The sequence below is a fragment of the Salinivibrio sp. VGrn1 genome, assembly GCF_009377995.1.
Lineage (GTDB): Bacteria > Pseudomonadota > Gammaproteobacteria > Enterobacterales > Vibrionaceae > Salinivibrio > Salinivibrio siamensis.
In genome coordinates, this window is record NZ_SATA01000008.1 from 96,615 (window position 1) to 119,584 (window position 22,970).

Annotated in this window: 20 protein-coding genes and 2 pseudogenes; 21 read left to right on the forward strand and 1 reads right to left on the reverse strand. The window is 51.0% G+C overall.

Translation table 11 applies throughout. The annotated features are described in order from the left end of the window. The first annotated feature begins 1 nt into the window (after position 1). Positions 2–1,195, forward strand: coding sequence for a flagellar hook-associated protein FlgL (gene flgL / locus EHW56_RS12305; RefSeq protein ID WP_046074959.1), 1,194 nt, complete (start codon positions 2–4; stop codon positions 1,193–1,195). Between the two features lie 106 nt (positions 1,196–1,301). Here the strand turns inward: flgL and EHW56_RS12310 are convergent, their stop codons facing one another. After that, the gene (locus tag EHW56_RS12310) at positions 1,302–3,404 is read right to left on the reverse strand and encodes a lipopolysaccharide assembly protein LapB (RefSeq protein ID WP_152796240.1); all 2,103 of its coding nucleotides are present in this window, start codon (positions 3,402–3,404) and stop codon (positions 1,302–1,304) included. A gap of 444 nt (positions 3,405–3,848) precedes the next feature. Between EHW56_RS12310 and EHW56_RS12315 the strand changes: the two genes are divergently transcribed. The 20 genes and pseudogenes from EHW56_RS12315 (at position 3,849) to fliN (ending at position 22,969) form a co-directional block, all read left to right on the forward strand. After that, entirely contained in the window at positions 3,849–4,991 is a 1,143-nt protein-coding gene (locus tag EHW56_RS12315; protein WP_152796242.1) for a flagellin, read from the forward strand. A 268-nt stretch (positions 4,992–5,259) separates the two neighbouring features. Continuing rightward, a complete protein-coding gene (locus tag EHW56_RS12320) occupies positions 5,260–6,384 on the forward strand; it encodes a flagellin (RefSeq protein WP_152796244.1) in 1,125 nt (374 codons plus the stop codon). A gap of 86 nt (positions 6,385–6,470) precedes the next feature. Further along, entirely contained in the window at positions 6,471–6,869 is a 399-nt protein-coding gene (locus EHW56_RS12325) for a flagellar protein FlaG (RefSeq protein WP_227486540.1), read from the forward strand. 18 nt (positions 6,870–6,887) lie between these two features. Beyond that, entirely contained in the window at positions 6,888–8,246 is a 1,359-nt protein-coding gene (gene fliD, locus EHW56_RS12330; RefSeq protein ID WP_046074954.1) for a flagellar filament capping protein FliD, read from the forward strand. Further along, on the forward strand, positions 8,246–8,551 hold the full coding sequence (locus EHW56_RS12335; protein WP_077606536.1) for a hypothetical protein: 306 nt from the start codon (positions 8,246–8,248) through the stop codon (positions 8,549–8,551). Before fliD ends, EHW56_RS12335 begins: the two co-directional genes overlap by 1 nt. A gap of 12 nt (positions 8,552–8,563) precedes the next feature. After that, a complete protein-coding gene (gene fliS / locus EHW56_RS12340) occupies positions 8,564–8,968 on the forward strand; it encodes a flagellar export chaperone FliS (protein WP_046074953.1) in 405 nt (134 codons plus the stop codon). 163 nt (positions 8,969–9,131) lie between these two features. Continuing rightward, a complete protein-coding gene (locus EHW56_RS12345; protein WP_152796247.1) occupies positions 9,132–10,616 on the forward strand; it encodes a sigma-54 dependent transcriptional regulator in 1,485 nt (494 codons plus the stop codon). A 138-nt stretch (positions 10,617–10,754) separates the two neighbouring features. Next, complete coding sequence (locus EHW56_RS12350; RefSeq protein WP_152796249.1) at positions 10,755–11,804, forward strand: PAS domain-containing sensor histidine kinase; 1,050 nt, start codon at positions 10,755–10,757, stop codon at positions 11,802–11,804. Next, positions 11,801–12,958, forward strand: a pseudogene (locus EHW56_RS12355) (sigma-54-dependent transcriptional regulator); the annotation flags it as partial. The gene EHW56_RS12350 and the pseudogene EHW56_RS12355, both read left to right, overlap by 4 nt. Positions 12,959–13,036: 78 nt before the next feature. After that, a pseudogene (locus EHW56_RS15710) lies at positions 13,037–13,210 on the forward strand (helix-turn-helix domain-containing protein); the annotation flags it as partial. Between the two features lie 110 nt (positions 13,211–13,320). Continuing rightward, entirely contained in the window at positions 13,321–13,632 is a 312-nt protein-coding gene (gene fliE / locus EHW56_RS12360) for a flagellar hook-basal body complex protein FliE (protein ID WP_046074949.1), read from the forward strand. Between the two features lie 15 nt (positions 13,633–13,647). Then, the gene (fliF, locus tag EHW56_RS12365; protein WP_172970035.1) at positions 13,648–15,423 is read left to right on the forward strand and encodes a flagellar basal-body MS-ring/collar protein FliF; all 1,776 of its coding nucleotides are present in this window, start codon (positions 13,648–13,650) and stop codon (positions 15,421–15,423) included. Further along, entirely contained in the window at positions 15,413–16,468 is a 1,056-nt protein-coding gene (gene fliG / locus EHW56_RS12370; RefSeq protein ID WP_152796251.1) for a flagellar motor switch protein FliG, read from the forward strand. Before fliF ends, fliG begins: the two co-directional genes overlap by 11 nt. Before the next feature lie 22 nt (positions 16,469–16,490). Further along, the gene (locus EHW56_RS12375; protein WP_152799790.1) at positions 16,491–17,453 is read left to right on the forward strand and encodes a flagellar assembly protein FliH; all 963 of its coding nucleotides are present in this window, start codon (positions 16,491–16,493) and stop codon (positions 17,451–17,453) included. After that, complete coding sequence (fliI, locus tag EHW56_RS12380; protein WP_046074945.1) at positions 17,453–18,772, forward strand: flagellar protein export ATPase FliI; 1,320 nt, start codon at positions 17,453–17,455, stop codon at positions 18,770–18,772. The genes EHW56_RS12375 and fliI overlap by 1 nt, the downstream gene beginning before the upstream one ends. 3 nt (positions 18,773–18,775) lie before the next feature. Then, positions 18,776–19,231 (forward strand): flagellar export protein FliJ, encoded by a 456-nt coding sequence (fliJ, locus tag EHW56_RS12385; RefSeq protein WP_077606539.1) that lies wholly within the window; start codon positions 18,776–18,778, stop codon positions 19,229–19,231. Positions 19,232–19,319: 88 nt separating this feature from the next. Further along, complete coding sequence (locus EHW56_RS12390) at positions 19,320–20,948, forward strand: flagellar hook-length control protein FliK (protein WP_152796255.1); 1,629 nt, start codon at positions 19,320–19,322, stop codon at positions 20,946–20,948. Positions 20,949–20,970: 22 nt separating this feature from the next. Next, positions 20,971–21,462: a flagellar basal body-associated protein FliL gene (fliL, locus tag EHW56_RS12395; protein ID WP_077638747.1), complete on the forward strand. Its 492-nt coding sequence runs from the start codon at positions 20,971–20,973 to the stop codon at positions 21,460–21,462. A gap of 8 nt (positions 21,463–21,470) precedes the next feature. Then, positions 21,471–22,541 (forward strand): flagellar motor switch protein FliM, encoded by a 1,071-nt coding sequence (fliM, locus tag EHW56_RS12400; protein WP_077638746.1) that lies wholly within the window; start codon positions 21,471–21,473, stop codon positions 22,539–22,541. Between the two features lie 29 nt (positions 22,542–22,570). After that, positions 22,571–22,969 (forward strand): flagellar motor switch protein FliN, encoded by a 399-nt coding sequence (fliN, locus tag EHW56_RS12405; protein WP_046074940.1) that lies wholly within the window; start codon positions 22,571–22,573, stop codon positions 22,967–22,969. The last annotated feature ends 1 nt before the right edge of the window (position 22,970 follow it).

A 22,970-nucleotide genomic window follows, 5' to 3' on the forward strand; every position in this document is an offset into this window, starting at 1 on the left:
TATGATTAGTCGTATTGCCAGCTTTCACAATTACCAGTCGGTCTCCAACGACATTATGCGTCAGAATGTGAAGGTGCAGGATAACCAAGAGCAGATGGCGACGGGGAAACGTGTTATTACATCCGGTGATGATCCGGTGTCGTCTATCTACATTCAAAACTTTCGCCAGCAAGATGAGCAGATTGACCAATTTATTGACTCGATAACGTTAGCGCGAAACCGACAAACTCGCGAAGAAATCGCGATTGATGAGTCCGAACAGCTCATGGACGGCGCGAAACGCAAAGTGATGGCGATGATCAACGGCTCGTTATCGGTGGAAGACCGCACCGCGCATCGGCAAGATTTGCAAGGGATGTTTGATAACTTTATGGACTTGGTGAACACCAAGGATGAGTCAGGCAATTTCTTGTTTTCTGGTACCCAAACCAGTACGCAGCCTTTTTATCGTGATAGCCAAGGCAACGTGCGTTATGCGGGGGATAGTTACTTTCGTACGGCCCAAGTAGCCCCAGCGGTAGAAGTGCCGACGTCTGATCCAGGCGATAAACTGTTTATGGAAATTGATAACCCTTTTGGTGATTATCAGCCTGAATACGATCTTGAAGACGGGTCTTTACTGCTGATGGCGAAAGCGGAAAATACCAATGATGCGGATACCTCTAACTATTCGGTGTCTTTTGACGTTAATGCGAGTGGGGACACCACCTACTCGTTGATGCAAGATGGTACTGAGGTCAGTGCCGGGCTGTATGATCCTCAAAACGGCGTTGAGTGGAACACGCTGAAAATGACTTTCGAGGGTGAGATGAAGCCAGGTGATACCATTAACCTTGAAAGGCAAGACAGTTTTAACGTTTTTGATTCGTTTAAAAATGGTGCCGCGCTGTCTTATGCCGATATTGACGATGCGTCTGCCACAGCAGAACTCCACCAAGTGACCGAACAGTTTGCAGCAGCCTTCAAGCATTTGAACAAGGCTCGTTCAGAAGTGGGAACACGACTGACCACCTTAGATAGGCAAGAAAGTATGCACAAAGACTTCAAGTTGGTACTCAACCGCTCACTGGGCACCATGGAAGACCTGGACTATACCCAGGCGGCCATCGATATGAACGAGGACATGCTCGCGCTGCAAGCGTCCCAACAGGCCTTTGCCAAAACGAAAGATCTCTCGCTGTTTAATTATATCTAACCCAAAGCGTAAGCCTTTGTTGGCCACAAGGTGCCGAAGATAAGAGAAAAACGGGGTCGCATCAGCGGCCCCGTTTTGTATTCGTTTAGACTTGCAGTCTCATCCTTCAGGGGCAGAGGTCACTCACCATACGGTGTGCCATGGCATCGAGCAGGGGTTGCTTATCTTTGAGCATGGGCGGATAACTGAACGCGTACTCATGGTTCCCCGGCATCGCGTCAGGGGTTTGCATATCACTGTGCTGATGGCCGGCAAAAAACACATAACATGGGGTGCCAACTGCAACCGTCAGCCTGTGTACCGCTGTCCCTGCGGTAAACACACCAGACAATTGTTTGATTGTGTGCGCCGTCCCCATAAAGTCATTTTTAAGATCCAGTCCCGGCAAGGAGACGATCTCGACCCCCGTTTGTTTCTTAATTTTACTGAGTTCTTTATCACACTCGCCATATTGCAAATTGACAAATTGGGCATTGGGGCAAAGCTGGCGCATGGTTTTTATCCAGCCAGCCAATTCATCCGCGACCAAATAGTGAATATTACGGGTGGCGGCGGCGAGGCCACTTCGCCAACACACGCCAAACACGGGCCCGTGTTGATGTAGCTCGGCTAACGGGGCGATCCAAGGCGCATCGGCGGCGACATCTGGGACAATGTAGGTTTGGTGATACAAATGGCGCCCAAAGTGTTGGTAGCACAGGCCCGCCAACGAGCCACCGGCAATCCAACTATCAATATCGGCCAGGACATGCTCTGGCACAAAAATGTCTTTCCCGTCAGTACGAGAAATGGGCACAATTTCCGTGCTGGGGAAAGCTTGGCGTAGTAGGGGCTCTAAGCGGGGATCACAGCCGACATACACTTTCCGAGTGCGTTCAACCACCATGGCAACATTGTGAAAATAAGCCAGTTCATCCCCAACCCCTTGCTCGGGCATGATAAGCACGGCATCGGTTTTTGGCCGAGATAAATCCCAACGGGGTAAGTTGCCGTGATATTTGAGGCGGCGACCGCATTCAATCCCAGCTTCATTGGCTTGGTAGAATTTCTCCCAGGCCATTTGCGTACGATAGACAAACGCCAGGTTAAATCGCAGTGCCTGATCATCCGGCTGCGCCGATAGCAATGCTTCTAGACGATGCTGTGCTTGCTCAATATCGCCCATATACCAATCAAGCTCGCCCAGTTGTGCTTGTAACGTATTGGCTTGCTTATCCTTGACATGATTGAGTGCCTTGAGGTGGATCTGGTAGCAATCGGTTAATTTATCTTGGGTAAATTGATGGTGCTGCTTGAGCAGTTCGAAGGTCGCACGGGCATGGGCATAGTGTAGTTCACCGCGCTCAGGTTCATCACGCAAACATTGTTTGGCCAGTTTACTTGCTTCTAGCCAGTTAGCTTCATTGAGATAAACCACTAGGAGTTGACGCAAAAATGCCGTGTCTTGCGTTTGCTTATAGGTCGTTAAACAGCGCTGGCGCGCGCTGGCATACTCCCCCAGTCCGGCTTCTGCGCGGATGAGTAGCAGTTGCCAAACTGGATGAGCCTGTGCTTTTTCACTGCCACGTAGTAGCAATTGTTGTGCTTTGCCGAACGCTTTCTGATCCAATGCTTGTTGCGCCAATGCCATCAGCGCCGGTGGGTAATCCGGCTCCAGCGTGAGTATGGTTTGGTAAAGCTGCTCAGCTTGGTCACTATGCCCATCAGCGACCAAATCAGCCGCCACTGACAAGGTTTTGTTAATTTCATCGGCCAGCCCTTGGTTTTTTAGCTGGTGGAGCTCGTCACGCAAAGCATGCGTTCGACGACTTTCTCCCTGTAGGCCGAGCTTGGCTGTTAACTGCTCACGCAAATTAAGGATGTCTTGGTTCGTCGGAGCGGCGGCAAACAATGTCTCAACAAGTTCCATGGCCGCGTGATTATGCCCTTGTTGCGTCAATAACTGTGCCTTATCGAATAACAAAGACAGATCGTCAGGGGCATGCTCAAGCGCGTGGTCAAGGTGAGCCATTGCTTGCGCGTGTTGCCCCGCTTCCGCATCCAATACGGCCAGCACTTGCCGCACTTGCACGGTATCGGGTGCGTGGCTCAGTATTTGCTCGAACACTTGCCGCGCGTCGGTTTTCTTCCCTTCTTGGTAAAGACGAATCCCGAGCTGGAAGGCGTCATCCAGCGTCATATTAGTGTGGCCGTCATTGTCTTGCGTCATCGGTTACATCGTCCTGTTATCCGTGAGAGCCTCGCGTATTACCGCAAGAGGCTGGCGAGCATCGATAAGCCAATAATTTAGCAAAAAATATGCCTCGCGTCCGGCTGTTGAGCGAAGTTGGCCGCTAACTTGCAGGCTAACGCTCACATAGACGGCAAAAGCTAGGCGAGGCATTGCCGCACCTTGCCGCCAAGCACAGAAAAGCGGCAGCGCTTTTTGAATCAATTTTGGCTGTTAGTACAACGAAAAGCGTTTAAAATCATGATTTTTAAGGATTTAAAAAAGTTGGCACACATATTGTATTTATTCGAACAAGCGGCCAGTTTTTGAACGGGCTGATTTTGAAACTGATTAACAAGCTGTTCCCGCAGCACCGCCAAACACAGTGCAACACGTCGCGGGTAGGCTGTTTCGCAAAGCAAGCGAAAGTCAAAGGAGAGCAAAATGGGTGTAACAGTTAACACCAACGTGTCTGCGATGACTGCGCAGCGTTACCTGAATAAAGCGACCGATGAGTTGAATAATTCAATGGAACGTCTGTCGTCAGGTAGCCGAATTAACAGTGCTAAAGACGACGCGGCGGGTTTGCAGATCTCTAACCGTTTGGTTGCCCAAACACGAGGCCTTGATGTGGCAATGCGAAACGCCAATGATGGTATTTCTATTGCGCAGACTGCCGAAGGGGCAATGCAGGAATCGACCAACATTTTGCAGCGTATGCGGGATCTTTCCCTCCAGTCTGCAAACGGTGCCAATGGTAAATCTGAGCGTGTCGCTATCCAAGAAGAGGTAGAAGCACTGAAAGATGAGCTTAACCGGATTGCTGAAACCACGGCGTTTGGTGGCCGTCGATTGCTTAATGGCTCGTTTGGTGAAGCCTCGTTCCAAATTGGTGCGGATGCCGGTGAGGCGATCATCATGGGACTATCGAGTATTCGCGCTGATGATTTCCGCATGGGTGGCGTAGAATTTGTTGGCGGTCAACCCAAATCAGCTGGGTGGGAAGTGGATGGCGCAGCCTCGACATTACAGCTGCAATTTACGACTAAAGATGGTGAAAACATCAGCTTGAGCATTAATGCAAAAGCGGGCGATGATGTCGAAGAGCTGGCCAGCTATATCAATGGTCAATCGGATGAAATGCTCACCGCATCGGTTGATGAACAGGGGCAATTGCAAGTCTTTGTGCAAGAGCCCGATGTGCAGGGGGCGGTCACATTTAGTGGTGGTCTAGCGGCATCACTTGGTTTAGCGAGCGGTAATGGCGATCTGGTCTCTACTGCTGACATTGATGTGTCAGATGTGGGTGGCGCGCAAATGGCTGTGGGGGTGATTGATTCGGCTATGCGCTATATTGACAGCCAACGTGCGGACTTGGGTGCCAAGCAAAACCGACTCAGCCACACCATTAGCAACTTGTCGAATATTCAGGAAAACGTGGCGGCATCGAATAGCCGGATCCGCGATACCGACTTTGCCCGAGAGACCACGGCAATGACCAAAGGGCAGATCTTGCAGCAGGCGGGCACCTCCATGTTGGCGCAAGCGAAACAAATGCCACAAGCGGCACTGAACCTTCTGCAATAATTCTCTTTATATCAACACACTAAAAGCGGCAATGGGTTGCCGCTTTTTTTTGTGCCATTTTTTCGCAAAATCTTGCTAAAGATATTTCTCCTTTGGGCGTTAACCTTCATAGCGCCTTACGGCAGTGGTGTAAATGCACCGCCAAGCACCGACAAAAAAAGCTAAAGCTTTCTCAACGTGCGCCGCTAAATGGGTTGTGAACAATTTTGATACTGGTTTTCCCTGGTCAGCTGGGCGAAGCCGGACCTAGAACCAAAGGAGAATAGTTATGGCTATTACTGTTAACACTAACGTCCCTGCGATGACTGCTCAGCGTTATTTGAATAACTCAACCGATGCGCTGAACAACTCGATGGAGCGTTTGTCATCCGGTTCTCGCATTAACAGTGCTAAAGACGACGCGGCAGGCCTTCAGATTTCTAACCGTTTGATGGCACAAAGCAGTGGTTTGGGCGTGGCTGTACGAAATGCGAATGACGGCATCTCAATGGCGCAAACCGCTGAAGGTGCGATGGAAGAGTCAAGCAACATCTTGCAACGTATGCGTGACTTGTCACTGCAATCAGCTAACGGTGCCAACGGTGATGCTGAGCGTAGCGCAATCCAAGAAGAGGTTGTCGCGCTGAAAGACGAACTGAACCGTATCGCAGAAACCACCTCGTTTGGTGGGGCGAAACTGCTTAACGGTACCTTCGGTACGCGCTCTTTCCAAGTGGGTGCAGACGCCGGTGAAGCTGTGATGATGGAGTTTAAAAACATCCGTGCTGACCACAGCGAAATGGGTGGGGCAAGCTTTACGGCCGCTAACGCTAAATCAGCAGGTTGGACGGCGACTGCCGGTGCCACCATGGCAATCAATATCACTAATGCTGACGGGACGTCCACATCTATCAATGTGACGGCCAAAGGCGGAGATGATATTGAAGAGATCGCTACTTACATCAATGGTCAAGCTCAAGATAAACTGAGTGCGTCTGTGACTGAAGATGGCGAGCTGCAAATCGTAACCGGTGCTGGATCAGATGCCACCTTCACGGGAGCCTTGGCAACATCGCTAGCGATGGGTACCAAAGTGGATGAAACCATTAAAGATGTTGATGTTTCGTCTATGGGTGGTGCGCAAAAAGCCGTGGGTATGATTGATAATGCAATGCAGTTTATCGACTCTCACCGTGCGGAATTGGGTGCGAAGCAAAACCGCTTGAGCCACACCATTGCCAACTTGGATAACGTTAATGAAAACGTCTCGGCCTCTAACAGCCGTATCCGTGATGTGGACTTTGCCAAAGAAACAACCAACTTGACCAAATCACAAATCTTGCAGCAATCTGGTACCTCTATTTTGGCGCAAGCCAAGCAGGCACCACAAGCCGCACTGAGCTTGCTCGGTTAAACCATTCACGAGTGGCGGCCTAATCGCCGCCGCTACGTTTTGGGAGGTGAATAGCGATGGACATTTCATCCGTTACAAATTCATCCCTGCCGCACTCAGCTCATTCTGATGGCACAAAGGTTGCTAGAGATGTAAGAGTTGGAAAAGTACGCCCAGATCCGGTCAGCCAGCACCAGCAGGCAGAGCGTCGTGAGGCGAGAGAGTCAATGCAACAACGCCGTGTAGAGCAGTCACAGCGCATTGAGGAAAATCGTCAGCTACAACGCAAACAACTGGAGAAGTTGGTAGAGCGGCTCGATGAGTTTATGTCCGACTTTAACAAGGGGCTCGCATTCCGTTTGGATGAAGACACAGGACGCAGTGTGGTCACCGTTTATGAAATGAACAGTGGTGACATCATCCGTCAGATCCCAGAGCAGGAAATGTTAGAGCTTGCTAAGCAATTGTCGCAACACGCGCGAGGGCTTGTCACAGAAAAGGTATAACGAGGTGAGAGAGTCGTTATGAGTGTTAAGGCAGCAGGCATGGGCGGTGGCATGGATATCAACTCCATGGTCACTAAAATCGTGGATGCTGAGCGTGCACCTAAACAAGAGCGTATCGTCAAACGCATGAATGATGTCGAAACCGACATCAGTGCGTTTGGCCGCTTAAAAGAATCTCTCGATAAACTCAAAACCCAAATGTACGATTTTCGTCGTAATGAAGGTTTTGCGGCGAGAACCACATCAGTTAGCAATCCAGACGCACTTGGCGCCAGCGCGACGCCAGATGCCATCCCCGGTCGTTATCAAATCGATGTTCAGCAACTCGCGGGTGCACACAAGCTTGTGTCACCGGGCGTTGATGCTGATGCGTCTTTAGGTAGTGGCAAGCTCACTATTACCATGGGTAATCGCACCAGTGTGATTGATGTTCCCCAAGGCAAAGACAGCTTGGCAGACATCGTGCGTGCGATTAATAGCGATCCGAAAAATCCCGGTGTACAAGCGTCGCTTATCCAAGATGATAGCGGCGCACGCATGGTGTTGAATGGCAATAAAACGGGGGCGGATAATCAGGTGGAAGTCAGTGTTGATGCGCAAGTGGGGAGTGCGCTTCATCAGTTAGGCTTCAAAGCGGGACAAGCCAATAACGGCATGGCACAAATGCAAGCTGCACAAGATGCCAAGATACTGATTGATGGTATCGCGTCAGTCTCCAGTGCCACGAACACCTTTGATAATGCCATCGAAGGCGTATCACTGGAAGTCGCGCAAACCAGTGATAAGCCGTTGGCACTCGCCGTTGAACATGACCGAGAGTCTGTACGTTCGACCATTACGTCGTTCGTCGATAATTACAATGCGTTTTTCCGTGTCTCGCAAGCGGTCAGTAAGTATGACCCTGAGACCCAGCAAGGTGGCCCTTTGGTGGGGGAAAGTGTCATTCGAACGGCAACCAGTCGATTGCGCAATCTTTTCTCGTCACCGATTGAGCAAGCCCCGGAGGGAATGAAAACCCTGAGCGAGCTTGGTGTCACTACTACTATGGACGGTCGTCTAGAAGTCGACAACAAGGTGCTTGATCGGCAACTGCGTCAAAACTTTAACGCATTGGAAGGTTTTTTTGGTGGTAATGATGGCTTTGCGCGTCAGCTTGAACAAGTCGTCGGCGGCTTTACCGGCGCGGGTGGTGCGATCAGTAATCGTGAAAGCACATTGTCAGAGCAAAAACTTCGCCTTCGTGATGACCAACGAGAGTTAGACCGCCGCATGGAAAACTTAGAGTCGCGCACCATGCAGCGCTTTTCTGCGATGGAAGAAGCCACCTCGCAAATGCGTTCACAGTTACAAGCTATGCAAAACATTATGCCGGGTTAATGATGACCCAGGTATCCGAATGGCTCGACGCACTCGAGCAGATTGATGAAGCAATTGCGCAGCAATTGAACATGAGTGACATTGATTCAGAAAAACTGGCTCAGCAATTGCATGACAGACAAGCGTTGCTTGAGCAGATTGCAGCGTCGCCACAAGCGCCGAATCAACAGCAATGGTCTCAAGCGTTAGCAAGAACAGAAACGCTCATTGATGCACTCGAGGGGCAGAAAGCCGATGCTGCCAAGCGCTTGTTACAGCAGCGCAAGGGGAAGCAGTCTGTGCAGCTGTATAAGAAATTTCAATAAGTGAGGAAGACTATGAGAGGCTCACTACAGGCCTACAAGAAGGTCTCGGTTGACAGTCAATTAAGCGCTGCGTCGCCTCATAAGGTTATCCAAATGCTGATGGCAGGCGCGATTGAGCGCTTAATTCAAGGCAAAGCTGCCATGGCACAAGGCGACTTATCCGTCAAAGGTGAGCGGTTAGGTAAAGCGTTAGATATCATTATTAATCTACGTGCATGTCTATCAATGGATGATGGCGGCGATATTGCTGATAACTTAGACGCCATCTATGACTTTATGATTCGTCAGGTGAGTACCGCGAATTTGGAAAACAAACCGGAACCCATCGACGATGTGATTGAGCTGTTAAGAGAGATAAAATCCGCTTGGGACCAGATCCCTTCCGAATACCATAATATGACTCAAGCGACCAGTTAAACTGCCTATCAAACCACTGACATGGCACTGGAGTCACAGGTTTACTGTGTCTCCGGTTGCCTTATGCGCGTTCTCTATTACAATGTCTTGATTAAAATTGAGATTGTTGTTGCTTAAAAGCGACACAATTATAAAAAGTTATCAGGGCAGACGTATCTCACACATGCAAGATTTAGCAAAGATCCTCGTTATCGATGACGATGACCAGTTTCGTCACGATCTCGGCGTGATACTCGACTTTATCGGCGAGCGTTACGCGCTTCACTCGACCACAGATGTCAGTGATGCACTTTGGGAGCAAAACTGGGGCGCATGTTTTCTTGGCCACGTCCGCTCGACACCGCTACTTGAAAAAGTACTTGAGCAGCTTGCGACCTATCATCACGTGCCTGTGATTGCGATTCGACGCCACGATCGTGAGCTTTCAGGGTTACCTAACTATGTGGGTGAACTTGGGCTACCTTTGAACTACCCGCAATTATTCGATGCACTCCATCACTGCCGCGAGTTTGCTGGTAAACAGGCTTTCAGTATTCCACAGTTGTCTGGCGATAATACCGCCTTTCATAATATGGTGGGCAAAAGCGATGCCATCGAACAGGTCCGTCATCTTATTGAACAGGTCGCTTTTACCGAAGCCAGTGTTTTGATCCTCGGTGAATCCGGTACCGGAAAAGAAGTGGTGGCGCGTCATATTCACCATGCCTCATCGCGCGCGTCTGGCCCCTTTGTGCCCGTCAATTGTGGGGCGATTCCAGGAGAGCTGTTAGAAAGCGAACTCTTCGGTCACGAGAAAGGTGCCTTTACGGGCGCGATTTCAGCGCGTAAAGGGCGCTTCGAACTGGCGGAAGGCGGAACGCTGTTTTTGGATGAAATCGGCGACATGCCGATGCCAATGCAAGTCAAATTGTTACGTGTGTTGCAAGAACGCACGTTTGAGCGAGTGGGAGGCAACAAAAGCATTCGCGCCAATGTTCGCGTCGTTGCCGCGACCCACCGTACGCTAGAAACCATGATCAAAGACGGTGAGTTTCGAGAAGATTTGTATTATCGACTCAATGTCTTTCCTATCGAAATGCCAGCGCTGCGCGAGCGAATTGATGATATTCCGCTATTGATCCATGAGCTCATGTCTCGTCTTGATGTGGAAGGTAATGGTCGGATCCATATTTCACCTCGCGCGATTAATTCGCTGATGGAGCATGAGTGGCCAGGCAATGTACGCGAGCTGGCTAATCTCATTGAACGTTTGGTTATCTTGTATCCTGGGCAAATGGTCGATGTGAACCATTTGCCAGCTAAATATCGCTACAGTGATATCCCTGAATTCCAGCCTGAGGCCTATTCGGTCGAAGATACTGAAATGGCGGAGCGTGATGCGCTAACGGCGATGTTTCATGAGCCGGACGAACCTGCTTTCGAAGAGGATATGCCAGGCTTTGCAGATAGCCCAGGATTCACAAGCTTGCCGCCTGAGGGGGTTAACTTGAAAGAAACCCTCGCCGAGGTTGAGATTGATTTGATTAAGCAGGCGCTAGAGGCGCAGTCTGGTGTGGTTGCTAGGGCGGCTGACATGCTGAGTATGCGGCGAACGACACTGGTAGAAAAGATGCGAAAGTACGGATTGAATAAGGAAGAATTAATCTAGAACGACGAGGCGTCAAAAAGCGGAGTCAAAAAAATGACTTCGCTTTTTTGTCTTCAACTAGCTGATAATATTAGTTATTTTTATGGCATAATCTCTGCTTAAGTGAGTAAAACCTTGATCGAAATGTGTGTTGCCTAAATGGAAACCCAATCTTCGCCACTGGGATCAGTGGATCAACAAGTCACTCGGTATAAGCAAGTTCTCGATGTGATGCCAGCAGGCGTTATTTTGCTTGATGCGAATGGCCGTGTCGCTGAAGCCAATCCAGAGGCACATCGCCTTCTTGGGGAACCGCTTACTCAGCAGCGATGGTTTGATGTGATTCAACGCGCATTCTCGCCGCGAGATGATGATGGACACGAAGTCTCTCTCAAAGATGGTCGTCGGGTGAAGCTTGCCATTTCTGCGTCCGATTCAGGGCAACTTATCTTGATCACCGACATGACAGAAACCCGTTTATTGCAGTCGCGCGTCAGTGATCTGCAACGGCTATCGTCGTTGGGGAAAATGGTGGCGTCGCTGGCACACCAAGTGCGTACGCCGCTATCTAGCGCGATTTTATATGCGTCGAATCTTGGCGCGCCCAACCTCAACGATGCGACCCGGCAGCGGTTTCAATTCAAACTGTTAGACCGGCTACATGACTTGGAAAAACAAGTGAATGATATGTTGTTGTTTGCGAAGGGTGGCGACAACAAAGTGGTTAAAGTGTTTACCGTTGAGCAGTTGTTTAACGAGTTCGAGCCGATGGTGGATGCGGTGATTCAAGGTCACGATGTTGACTTTGCCATCAACAGTGATGATGAGAGTCTTGCGTTGCTCGGTAACCCCAATGCATTGGCCAGCGCGCTGAGTAACTTGGTCGTCAATGCCGCTCAAGTGGCAGGCAAGGGCTGCCAAGTTGTGGTTGATTCGCGCCAACAAGGCGATAATTTATTGCTGTCTGTTGCGGACAATGGTCCTGGGATTGCGCCTGAACTGCAAGCGAAAGTTTTAGAGCCTTTTTTTACTACACGACAGCAAGGTACAGGTCTTGGCCTCGCCGTTGTGCAAATGGTGTGTCATGCCCATGATGGCAAGCTCACCTTACAATCGGAGCCTGAAAAAGGGGCCTGTTTTACATTGTGTTTGCCGCTCGCCAAGGGTGTAGCGGCAGAGCAGGGTAAGAGCGTAGGAGAAACACAATGAGCCAAACCACAGTGCTAATCGTTGAAGATGATGAAGGCTTGCGCGAGGCGCTGGTCGATACCCTAGCCTTGGCGGGATACCATTGGCGTGAGGCGGACAGTGCAGAGCAAGCCCTAGTGACACTCAAAGCCGAGCCGATTGATATTGTTGTTTCAGATGTACAGATGGCGGGTATGGATGGCTTGGCGCTTTTGCGCTCAATCAAAACACATATGCCGAATTTACCCGTTTTGCTCATGACGGCTTATGCCAACATTGAGGATGCGGTCGCTGCCATGAAAGAGGGGGCGATCGACTATATGGCCAAACCCTTTGCGCCTGAAGTGCTACTTAATATGGTCAGTCGCTACGCCCCGGTTAAAAGTGACGACTCGGATGCCATTGCAGAGGATCCTAAAAGCGTCGCCTTGTTAGCCTTGGCCGATAAGGTTGCCAACACTGATGCCAACGTGATGATCCTTGGACCCTCAGGGTCGGGTAAAGAAGTGATGGCGCGCTATATCCATGACCATTCTACCCGCGCGAGTGCCCCGTTTGTCGCGATTAACTGTGCCGCGATTCCAGAAAACATGCTGGAAGCAACCCTTTTTGGCTATGAAAAAGGGGCGTTTACCGGTGCTGTGCAAGCGTGTCCGGGAAAATTTGAGCAAGCCCAAGGTGGCACTATCTTATTGGATGAAATCAGTGAGATGGATTTGGGGCTACAAGCCAAACTGCTCCGTGTGTTACAAGAGCGAGAGGTGGAACGTCTCGGGGGTCGCAAAAGCATTCAGCTTGACTTGCGCGTGCTTGCCACTAGCAACCGCGATCTAAAAGACTATGTTGCCCAAGGGCACTTTCGTGAAGACTTATATTACCGTCTGAATGTGTTTCCCATCACGTGGCCTGCGTTATATGAACGCCCAGGTGACATCATCCCGTTGGCAAACTATTTATTATCACGGCATTGTCAAAAACAAGGTCTCCCTTGCCCAAGCATACAGCCTGACGCTGAGCAAAAGTTGTTGAATTACACCTGGCCGGGCAATGTCAGGGAGCTTGATAACGTGATGCAGCGTGCCTTGATACTGGCAACCCAATCTCATATTCAAGCGACAGATATTTTACTTGAAGGGCAAGACTGGCAAGATGCCTCGAGTTTACAAAGTAAGGTGATGGATAGCCAATCAACCGTTTCGGCGACAACGTCATCTTCAGTACCGAGTCATGATGCGATGGAAGCGCAGTCTAATGGTGCAGGGTTAGGCAATGAATTACGCGATCAGGAGTTTTCCATCATACTGGAGACCATTCGAGCCTGTGAGGGGCGGCGTAAAGATGTGGCAGAGCGCTTAGGGATCAGCCCCAGGACACTGCGCTATAAGCTCGCCAAAATGCGCGACGCCGGGATTGATATTCCCCAGTAATCACCCAAAGTCGTCAGCCTTTGCGAAAGTGGTCTCAAAGTTGCACATGGTAAGATGACTGATGAAAATCTGACTGAATTGACAAAATATTGACACAGGAAGGATCGACGATGAAAGCGAATGCCTTGACGCAAGAGATGCAAGCCATGGCGGCAGCGGCGAAGAATGTCTCTCAGCCTGCAACTGGTCAACAAGTCAGCCAAGAATTTGGCGATATGCTTGCCAGTGCGATTAACCATGTAAATGGATTGCAAAAGACGTCGGGTGAGCTTGCCACACGGTTCGATGAAGGTGACCGCAATGTAAGCTTATCGGATGTCATGATTGCTCGAAACAAGTCGAGTGTGGCGTTTGATGCCACCGTGCAAACGCGCAACAAGTTAGTTGAGGCGTATAAAGAACTCATGAATATGCCTGTTTAATGTAGGAATTAATCAGTGGCTGAAGAGAACCAAAACACCGATCTGGCGGTTTCAGATGGCGCAGCAGCACTGCCATCAACCGATGCGGCATTAGACGCAGAGCAAAGCACGCAAGATCCGGACGCATCAGAGCAGTCAGCATCGTCAAACTCGATATTTGGCGATCTCGACATGGTGCGCCAGTTGATCTTGGTGTTAGCGGTTGCGATTTGTGTTGCGCTGATCATGATGCTGTTTTTTTGGGTGCAGGAACCCGAAATGCGGCCACTGGGTACGTACGAAACAGAAGAACTGATCCCTGTTTTGGATCACCTTGACCAAAACAAAGTAGAATACCAACTGGATGGTAATACCATCCGCGTCCCCTCAAGCGATTATTCCTCGATTCGTCTCGGTTTAACCCGGGTAGGGCTGAATACCAGCACGGCCGAAGGCGATGAAATTTTGCTCAATGACATGGGTTTTGGCGTCTCGCAAAAACTCGAGCAAGAACGTTTAAAACTTAGCCGTGAGCGACAGCTCGCCGCCGCGATTGAAGAAGTGCGGCAAGTGCGAAAAGCACGTGTCTTGTTAGCGATGCCCAAACAGAGTGTCTTTGTGCGCCACAATCAAGAGGCGTCGGCCACGGTATTCTTAACCTTGGGAGGGACGAACACCTTGGGTCAAGAGGAAGTGGACTCCATCGTTGATATGGTCGCCTCTGCCGTCCCCTCGCTAAAACCCACGCGCGTCACCGTTACCGACCAACATGGTCGTTTGCTAAATTCTGGCAGTGAAGATCCTGCGTCAGCGGCGCGACGCAAAGAGTACGAATTGGAACGTAAGCAAGAACGTCAATTGCGCGAAAAAATCGACTCAATACTGATCCCCGTACTAGGGCTGGGTAACTATACCTCGCAAGTCGACGTGTCACTGGATTTCAGTTCGTTAGAAGAAACGCAGCGTCAGTTTAACCCCAACACACCGGCAACACGAAGCGAATATACGCGCGAAGATTATAATGGCTCGGATCGTGTAGCGGGTATTCCAGGGGCGTTAAGCAACCAGCCGCCGGCCGATGCCTCCATTCCGGAAGACGTCAGGGATCTTAAAAATGGTGCAGGTGGTACCGGCTCAGTGAGCCGCGAATCGACACGTAACTTTGAACTCGATACCACCATTCGCCACCGCCGCGCGCAGTCAGGCGTTATTGATCGGCAAACTGTTTCTGTGGCGGTGAACTTTAAACAAAGTGTCGACCCTGAAACCGGGGATACGGTCAAGCAGCCGTTGTCAGACGATGAACTGGCCAAAATCCGCCGTCTCTTAATGGGCGGGGTGGGCTTTAGCGAACAACGTGGAGATGTACTTGAAGTCATCGCCGTCCCCTTTGTTGAGCCAGAGCAAGCGGCCGAGCAAGATGTGCCGATTTGGGATCATCCCAACTTTAATGACTGGGTACGGTGGTTAGCGGCGGCCTTGGTGATTATTGTTATTATCGTGGTCTTGGTTCGTCCAGCGATGAAAAAGCTGCTTTATCCAAATACCGACGAAGATGGCAACACCGTGGGTCCCAATGGCGAAATCCTTGGCCCAGACGGCTTGCCAGTTACCCCTGATGGGGATGATGTCGGCTTGATAGGCTCTGAGCTTGACGGCTCTAGCAACTTTGCGATGTCAGCGTCGGATGTTGAGCTGCCAAACTTACATAAAGATGAAGACTTGTTAAAAGCGGTGCGGGCGCTGGTGGCTAATGAGCCAGACCTGGCCGCACAAGCGGTGAAAAATTGGGTAACCGAAGATGGCAAATGAAGTCGCAACCACAGGCGGTGATGAGCAAGCGGGCTCAAACTTCGATGTCAACTCGTTGAGTGGGATTGAAAAAGCCGCCATTTTGCTGCTCAGTTTAAGTGAACAAGACGCCGCGAGTATTATTCGCCACCTTGAGCCGAAACAGGTTCAGCGGGTAGGCGCGGCCATGACCTCGATGACTGACCTTAACTCGGACAAAGTGGCTGCCGTCCATCGAGCTTTTTTGGAGGAAATCCAAAAATACACCTCGATTGGGATGGGGAGTGAAGACTTTGTGCGCAACGCCCTGGTAGCAGCCTTGGGTGAGGACAAAGCGAATAATTTGGTCGATCAGATCTTGTTGGGCAGCGGCTCCAAAGGCTTGGACTCACTGAAATGGATGGATCCGCGCCAAGTGGCCAGCATTATCATCAACGAGCACCCGCAAATCCAAACCATCGTCTTATCCTATTTGGATCCCGAGCATTCGGCAGAGATCCTCTCGCAATTTGTAGAGCGTGACCGTCTCGATTTAATGATGCGGATTGCCAACCTTGAAGAAGTGCAACCAGCCGCACTCCATGAGCTGAATGAGATCATGGAGAAACAGTTTGCAGGTCAAGCAGGGGCACAAGCGGCCAAAATTGGTGGCTTGAAAGCGGCAGCGGAAATCATGAACTACATGGACAACAGCGTCGAAGGGGTGTTGATGGACTCGATTCGCGATCAAGACGAAGAGATGGCCTCACAAATCCAAGACTTGATGTTCGTGTTTGATAACTTGATTGATGTGGACGATCGCGGCGTACAAACCTTGCTACGTGATGTACCACAAGAAGTGCTGCAAAAAGCGCTCAAAGGGGCGGAAGATAACTTGCGCGAGAAAATCTATCGCAACATGTCTAAACGTGCAGCAGAAATGTTGCAAGATGATATCGAAGCCATGGGGCCAATCCGGGTTTCAGACGTGGAAGGGGCGCAGAAAGAGATTCTATCTGTCGCACGCCGTCTCGCTGATGCAGGTGAAATCATGCTTACCGGAGGCGGCGGCGATGAATTCGTCTAAGTCGTTTTTGTAAGGGGCAACGATGAGTTTAGAAAAACGCCGTGGCTATATCCGCGTCGATGAGGCCGATGCCGAAAGCATTGATAGGTGGGCACTGCCCCCTTACAACGAAGGCGAAAACCTGCCCAAAGAGACCGCACTCAATTATGACCCCAGTTGGGAGCCGGACGTTGAGGTGGAGCTGGAGGAAAACGAGCCAGCCCCCGAACCTTTAACCGCCGATGCCCTCGATGCTATTCGCCAGCAGGGCTATGACGAAGGGTATGAAGAAGGCAAGCAGCTGGGGCATGCTGAGGGGCTCGAAGCCGGTTTAGAACAAGGGCATGAGAAAGGCCATGAAGAAGGAAAAAAGGCGGGGTTTGAGCAAGGCCTCGCCGATGGCCAAGCGCTGATTGAAGCGCGTTGCCAGCAGCTTGACAGTATTCTCAATCAGCTAAGTCATCCATTAGAAAAGCTGGATATCGATGTCGAGCAACAACTGTTAGTGATGGTCCAGACCTTGACGAAATCATTGACAGGCGTGGAGCTAGACACTAACCCTCAGGTGATTCTACACACCTTACGGGCCGCCATTGCCGCTTTGCCAGTGGCCGACCACCCGGTTACTGCTGCTTTGCATCCAGATGACTATGCCATTGTCACCGACGCGTATGACAACGATATGCTGGCTGCCCGCGACTGGACTTTGCAATCAGAGCCCGCACTCTCGCGTGGAGACGTCCATGTAAAAGCCAAAGATTCAGTCGTCGACTATCGCTATGCTGACCGCGTGGACGCGTTATTAAGAGAGTTTCAAGGGCAGAATCAACCCCGGCAATCCACGCCATCAGACGGCGCAACGGTAGAGCCTATTGATACTGGCGCCTATGCCAACGAATCAGCGACCGCTGAGCGCGAGCCGTCGAGTGACGAACCCGTTGAGCAAGACGCCACGGCCACGACGCAAGATGAACCCACATCGACTGAGGATCCAGGGCAATCATAATGAGCCAACTCGCTGAGCGGTTAAAACAATGTCAGCTTGATAATTTAGCCCCCAAGCCAGTGGCGTCGGGCAAATTGGTGCGTATGGTTGGGCTGACACTTGAAGCGATAGGCTGTCGCGCGCCCATTGGGTCTGTTTGTTCGGTTGAAACCCTTAATGGCACTATTGAAGCCGAAGTCGTGGGATTTGCCGACGAACTTTTATACCTGATGCCCAACGAGCAAGTATCAGGCGTATTGCCAGGTGCAAGAGTGACGCCTTTGTCTGAACGCAGTCAACTCTCGGTGGGTATGGAGCTGTTGGGACGTGTTATTGATGGCATGGGTAACCCACTGGACGGTAAAGGCGACATCTACACGGATAAACAGGCGAGTTTGGAGGGCATGCCCATTAACCCCTTATCACGTCAACCCATCCGTGAGCCGCTTGATGTTGGCATCAAAGCGATCAATGGTCTTTTGACGGTGGGGAAAGGGCAGCGTATCGGCTTGTTTGCTGGTTCTGGGGTGGGTAAATCTGTCACCTTGGGGATGATGACACGCGGTACCACTGCACAAGTGGTGGTCGTGGGGTTGATTGGTGAGCGTGGCCGAGAAGTGAAAGAGTTTATCGATGATATCCTCGGAGAAGAAGGCCGTGCCCGAGCGGTAGTGGTTGCCGCGCCTGCCGACGCCTCACCGCTGGTGCGGTTAAAAGGCTGCCAAACGGCGTTGACCATTGCTGAGTATTTTCGCGATCTGGGTCTTGATGTTCTCTTATTGATGGACTCGTTAACGCGGTTTGCGCAGGCTCAGCGCGAAATTGCGTTGTCGGTGGGCGAGCCACCCGCGACCAAAGGGTATCCGCCTTCGGTGTTTGCGCGCTTACCCTCACTGGTTGAGCGCGCGGGGAACGGTGCCGTTGGACAGGGGTCGATCACGGCCTTTTTTACCGTGCTGACCGAGGGGGATGATTTACAAGACCCTATTGCCGATGCAGCACGAGCGATACTCGATGGTCATATTGTGCTATCGCGCGAGTTAGCAGATAGCGGTCATTATCCTGCCATTGACGTTGAGCGTTCAGTGAGTCGAGTGATGCCCAATATTACCAGCGATGAGCAAATACTGATGTCGAAAGCGGTGCGGCAAGTGTTGTCCGTGTGCCGTAAAAATCAAGATCTGGTCTCGATAGGCGCCTACAAACCTGGCAGTGATGCGGCGGTTGATCAGGCGTTTAGTTTGAAGCCCAAGCTCGACAATTATCTGCAGCAAGGGATCAAAGAAGTGGTTCCTTTTGATATGTGTGTCAACATGTTGCGTTCAACCTTACAGGGGTAACCGATGGCCGATCACGCACTTCAGTTGCTGTTAGACAAAGCCCAAGAGGATGAAAAGCAGGCTCAGCTCAGTGTGAGCGCGGCTCAGCAATCACTTGATGATTACTATCGCCAGTTGGAGCAAATTGAACAGTACCGGCTTGAGTATTGCCGTCAGATGTCTGAGCGTGGTCAGTCAGGCTTATCGGCCAGCGCCTTTGGTCATTTAAATAAATTCATTGTTCAGCTTGATGAAACCTTGGCAAAACAAAGAGATGCAGAGCATCAATTTAAAGATCATTTAGAGCAGTGCCGTCAGACATGGCAACAAACCCGCCAGCACCGGCAATCACTAGAGTGGCTGATAGAAAAACGAGAACGTGAGGAAGCAGAGCGTGCTCGTTACCAAGAACAACGACAAATGGATGAAATGGCAGCGATTATCGCACGTCGACGCCCCTCGTCCTTCTCTTCACAATAAAATGGCGCGATAATTGCTTTCTCATTACCGACGCGCCAGCTGATGCCAAGCTGACGCATAGGTAACCATAGGTAATGATGAGAAACTTATGACGCAGTCAATGCTGACACTTTCCAATGTTTCGAGTAAAACCCTGTCTGCGCCGAGTGAGGGCGCGTCCAGCGAGGTGAAAGGAGAGAAAAGTGCCGGCTTTTTGTCCGCTTTGCATCAATCCCTTGATGGAAGTGAAGGACAAGGGGAGTCTATCAAGCTAACCCCTGATGGCAAAACCTTACTCGTCGATGGTCAGGCCATTGATGCGGAAGCCATGTTGGCTGACGGTGTTTTCAGCGAGGCGGAGATGGAAAAAATTGCCGATATGACGGCAATGGAAGAAAGCCAATCTTTATTAATGCGTTTGAATCAAGCGGCGGACATGCTTACTGGCAAAACCTTGCCTGCCGGTGGGGATACCACGGCATTATCTGCCGATGCATTACCGATGAGCGACGTTGACAGTAACGCGCGAGTAGACCTACAGGGTCAAGAGGGTGAAGTAGACAAACAAGCACTGCTTGCCGAACTCTCTAAAGCGCTACCGGATGAGGTTTCCGCGGAGGAGGTATTGGCGCAGTTATCGCCCGAACAACTCGCCGCGTTAGTCGCCCAGGTTAAAGCCACGCAAGATCGTGGCGCCGCATTGGAACAAGGTGCTGGGCGCCAAGTGGCGCTTGATAGCAGTGGTGAGATGCCTAAAGGGGGGCAATCTCTCCCAGTGGATGGACCGGCGATCAAATGGGCGGCCATGAAGGCGCAGCAGGAGAATCAACATGGGGCCGCCGCCGCTAAGATGGCGCCCGGTGAGTCTGCCTTAGGCGATGCTGCGTCAGCCAATAAAGAGTCTGCGCTTAAAGATTGGTTAGCCAAAGAAGGGGCGACGACGAAAACGAATGAATTGGCTGATAAGCTGCGACAGGCGTCGGGCCTACAACAGAATATGGCAAACCCTGACGTAAAAGGTGGCGCAACAGGCAACCCGAATGCCGCTTCTATGTTAGCCGGGCAAAATGAACGGTCAGACCATGTCAGTAAAGCGGCATTGAAAGCGATGGCAGAACAGGCGGTTCAAACTGACGCCGCATTGGCTGCAGGCAGCGCTGCAAGCGCGGCGGAAGGGGCCTCACGAGGCGAGAACTTGGCCCAGCAATTGGCAAGCAGTCTAGGCACACCAAGCGCGAACGCAGCGACAGTACGACAAGATATTCAGGTCGCTCAAACTGCGCAGGCCCCGCTACCTTTGGGGCAAACACCTAGCGACGCGGGCGCGGCACTGACTGAGCGAATCAATGTCATGTTGTCTAAAAACCTCAAGCAAGTGGATATTCGTCTCGACCCACCCGAGCTTGGACGCATGCAAATTAAGTTGGGGATAAACAACGACCAAGCCTCTGTGCATATCACGGTGGCGAACCAGCAAGCGCGTGATGCTGTCGAGCAAGCGATGCCAAGGTTGCGCGATATGTTGCAGCAACAAGGGCTACAGTTAGCCCAGGGGTCGGTTCAACAGCAAGACAGTGGTGCACAACAGATGGCCTCTGGCCAGCATGGCGATGGTGCTGGCAATGCAGGTGGGGCACCACTTGGCACGACAGGGCCGGATGATGGCGATGATGCCATGCTAGCCGGGCAAACGCTGAACGTCTCACACAGTGATCGCGCCGTCGATTACTATGCTTAAATAACAAGGAGCAAGACCAGCCATGGCAGATGATAACGCAACCCCAGAGCAAGGTGGGAGCAAGAAAAAGCTGATTATTATCATTGTCGCCGCCGTTGTATTGCTCGCGGCGGTAGGCGGTGCGGCGTTCTTTTTCCTATCTGGTGATGACGGCAGCCAAGAAGACATTGTCCTCGAGGAACAAAACAATGCCCTGCCCGCGATTTATGTCACCTTGCCTAAACCCTTTGTTTTTAATGTCACCGGGGATGAGCAACAACGACTGGTGCAAGTCAATACCCAGTTGTTAGTGCGTGGCAGTGAGATGGAAACCCTAGCGAAGGAAAACTTACCGCTGATTGAGCACGCGCTTCTTAATACGTTTGGTGCGGCGACGGTGGAGCAACTGCGCACACCACAAGGCCAACTCGAAATTCGTCGCCAGTCGGCAGAAAATGTGCGCGCGGCCTTAATCAAAGTAACGGGCGAGCCGGTGGTAGAGCGTGTGCTCTTTACTGGATTTGTGATGCAATAGGTGATGACGTGACTGACTTACTCAGCCAAGACGAGATTGATGCGCTTCTTCACGGTGTTGATGACGTTGAAGAGGAGGATAACGAGCCCGAAGTAGGTGAAGGTGGTGCGGTTCAGTTTGATTTCTCGTCACAAGACAGAATTGTGCGTGGGCGGATGCCGACGCTCGAGCTTATTAATGAGCGCTTTGCCCGTCATATGCGCATTAGCTTGTTTAACATGCTGCGTAAAACCGCCGAAGTGTCGATCAACGGCGTGCAGATGATGAAGTTTGGCGAGTATCAAAACACCTTGTACGTGCCGACCAGTTTGAATATGGTGCGTTTTCGCCCACTAAAAGGCACCAGCTTGATCACCATGGAAGCCCGTCTGGTGTTCATATTGGTGGAAAACTTTTTTGGTGGCGATGGGCGCTTTCATGCTCGAATTGAAGGGCGGGAGTTTACCCCGACAGAGCGGCGTGTGATCCAGATGCTGCTGAAGTTGATGTTTGAGGATTACAAAGACGCGTGGGCGCCCGTGATGGAAGTGGCCTTTGAGTATTTAGACTCAGAGGTTAATCCGGCAATGGCCAACATTGTCAGCCCTTCAGAAGTGATTGTGGTGAGCTCATTCCATATCGAGCTTGATGGTGGTGGCGGTGACATTCATATGGTCATGCCCTACTCAATGCTGGAGCCGATTCGCGAGCTACTTGATGCCGGGGTACAAAGTGACAAGATGGATACCGATGTGCGCTGGAGTAAAGCGCTACGGGATGAAATCTTGGATGTGAATGTTGAATTGAGTGCCAAGCTTTTAGATGTCACTTTATCCTTGCGCGATCTGATGGAGCTGCAAAAAGGCGATGTGATTCCGGTTGATATGCCGGATGCGTGTACGGTGTTCGTGGAAGACTTGCCCACCTATCGCGCGAAGATGGGACAATCTAACGATAAGCTGGCACTGAAAATTGTGGAAAAACTTAAGCGTCCTGAAATGGCGAAATCGGACATTTCGCTGTTGCAGGATAAACCTGAGCTACTCGATGATCTCGAGGAAGATTTACCCATCGATGATAAACAAGGTAATGCTCAGTGATCAGAATCTGTAAACAAGGGTGAGACGTCATGGATCAAAATGATGTAGACGATGATTGGGCTGCAGCCCTGGCTGAGCAATCTGATGCCGAGGGCTCTGATGATGTACAAGCGGCACCACTTGAAGAGCTCACTGATGACAGCGAGCAAAAAATGGGGGCGGATGAACAGCGCAAACTGGACGCGATCCTCGATATTCCAGTGACCATTTCTATGGAAGTGGGGCATACGCAAATTAACATCCGTAACCTGCTTCAGCTCAACCAAGGCTCGGTGGTTGAGTTAGATAGGTTGGCCGGGGAGTCGCTCGATGTGCTGGTCAATGGCACGCTTATCGCACACGGTGAAGTGGTGGTCGTTAACGACAAGTTTGGTATCCGCCTCACGGATGTGATTAGCCAAACTGAACGGATTAAGAAACTACGATAGG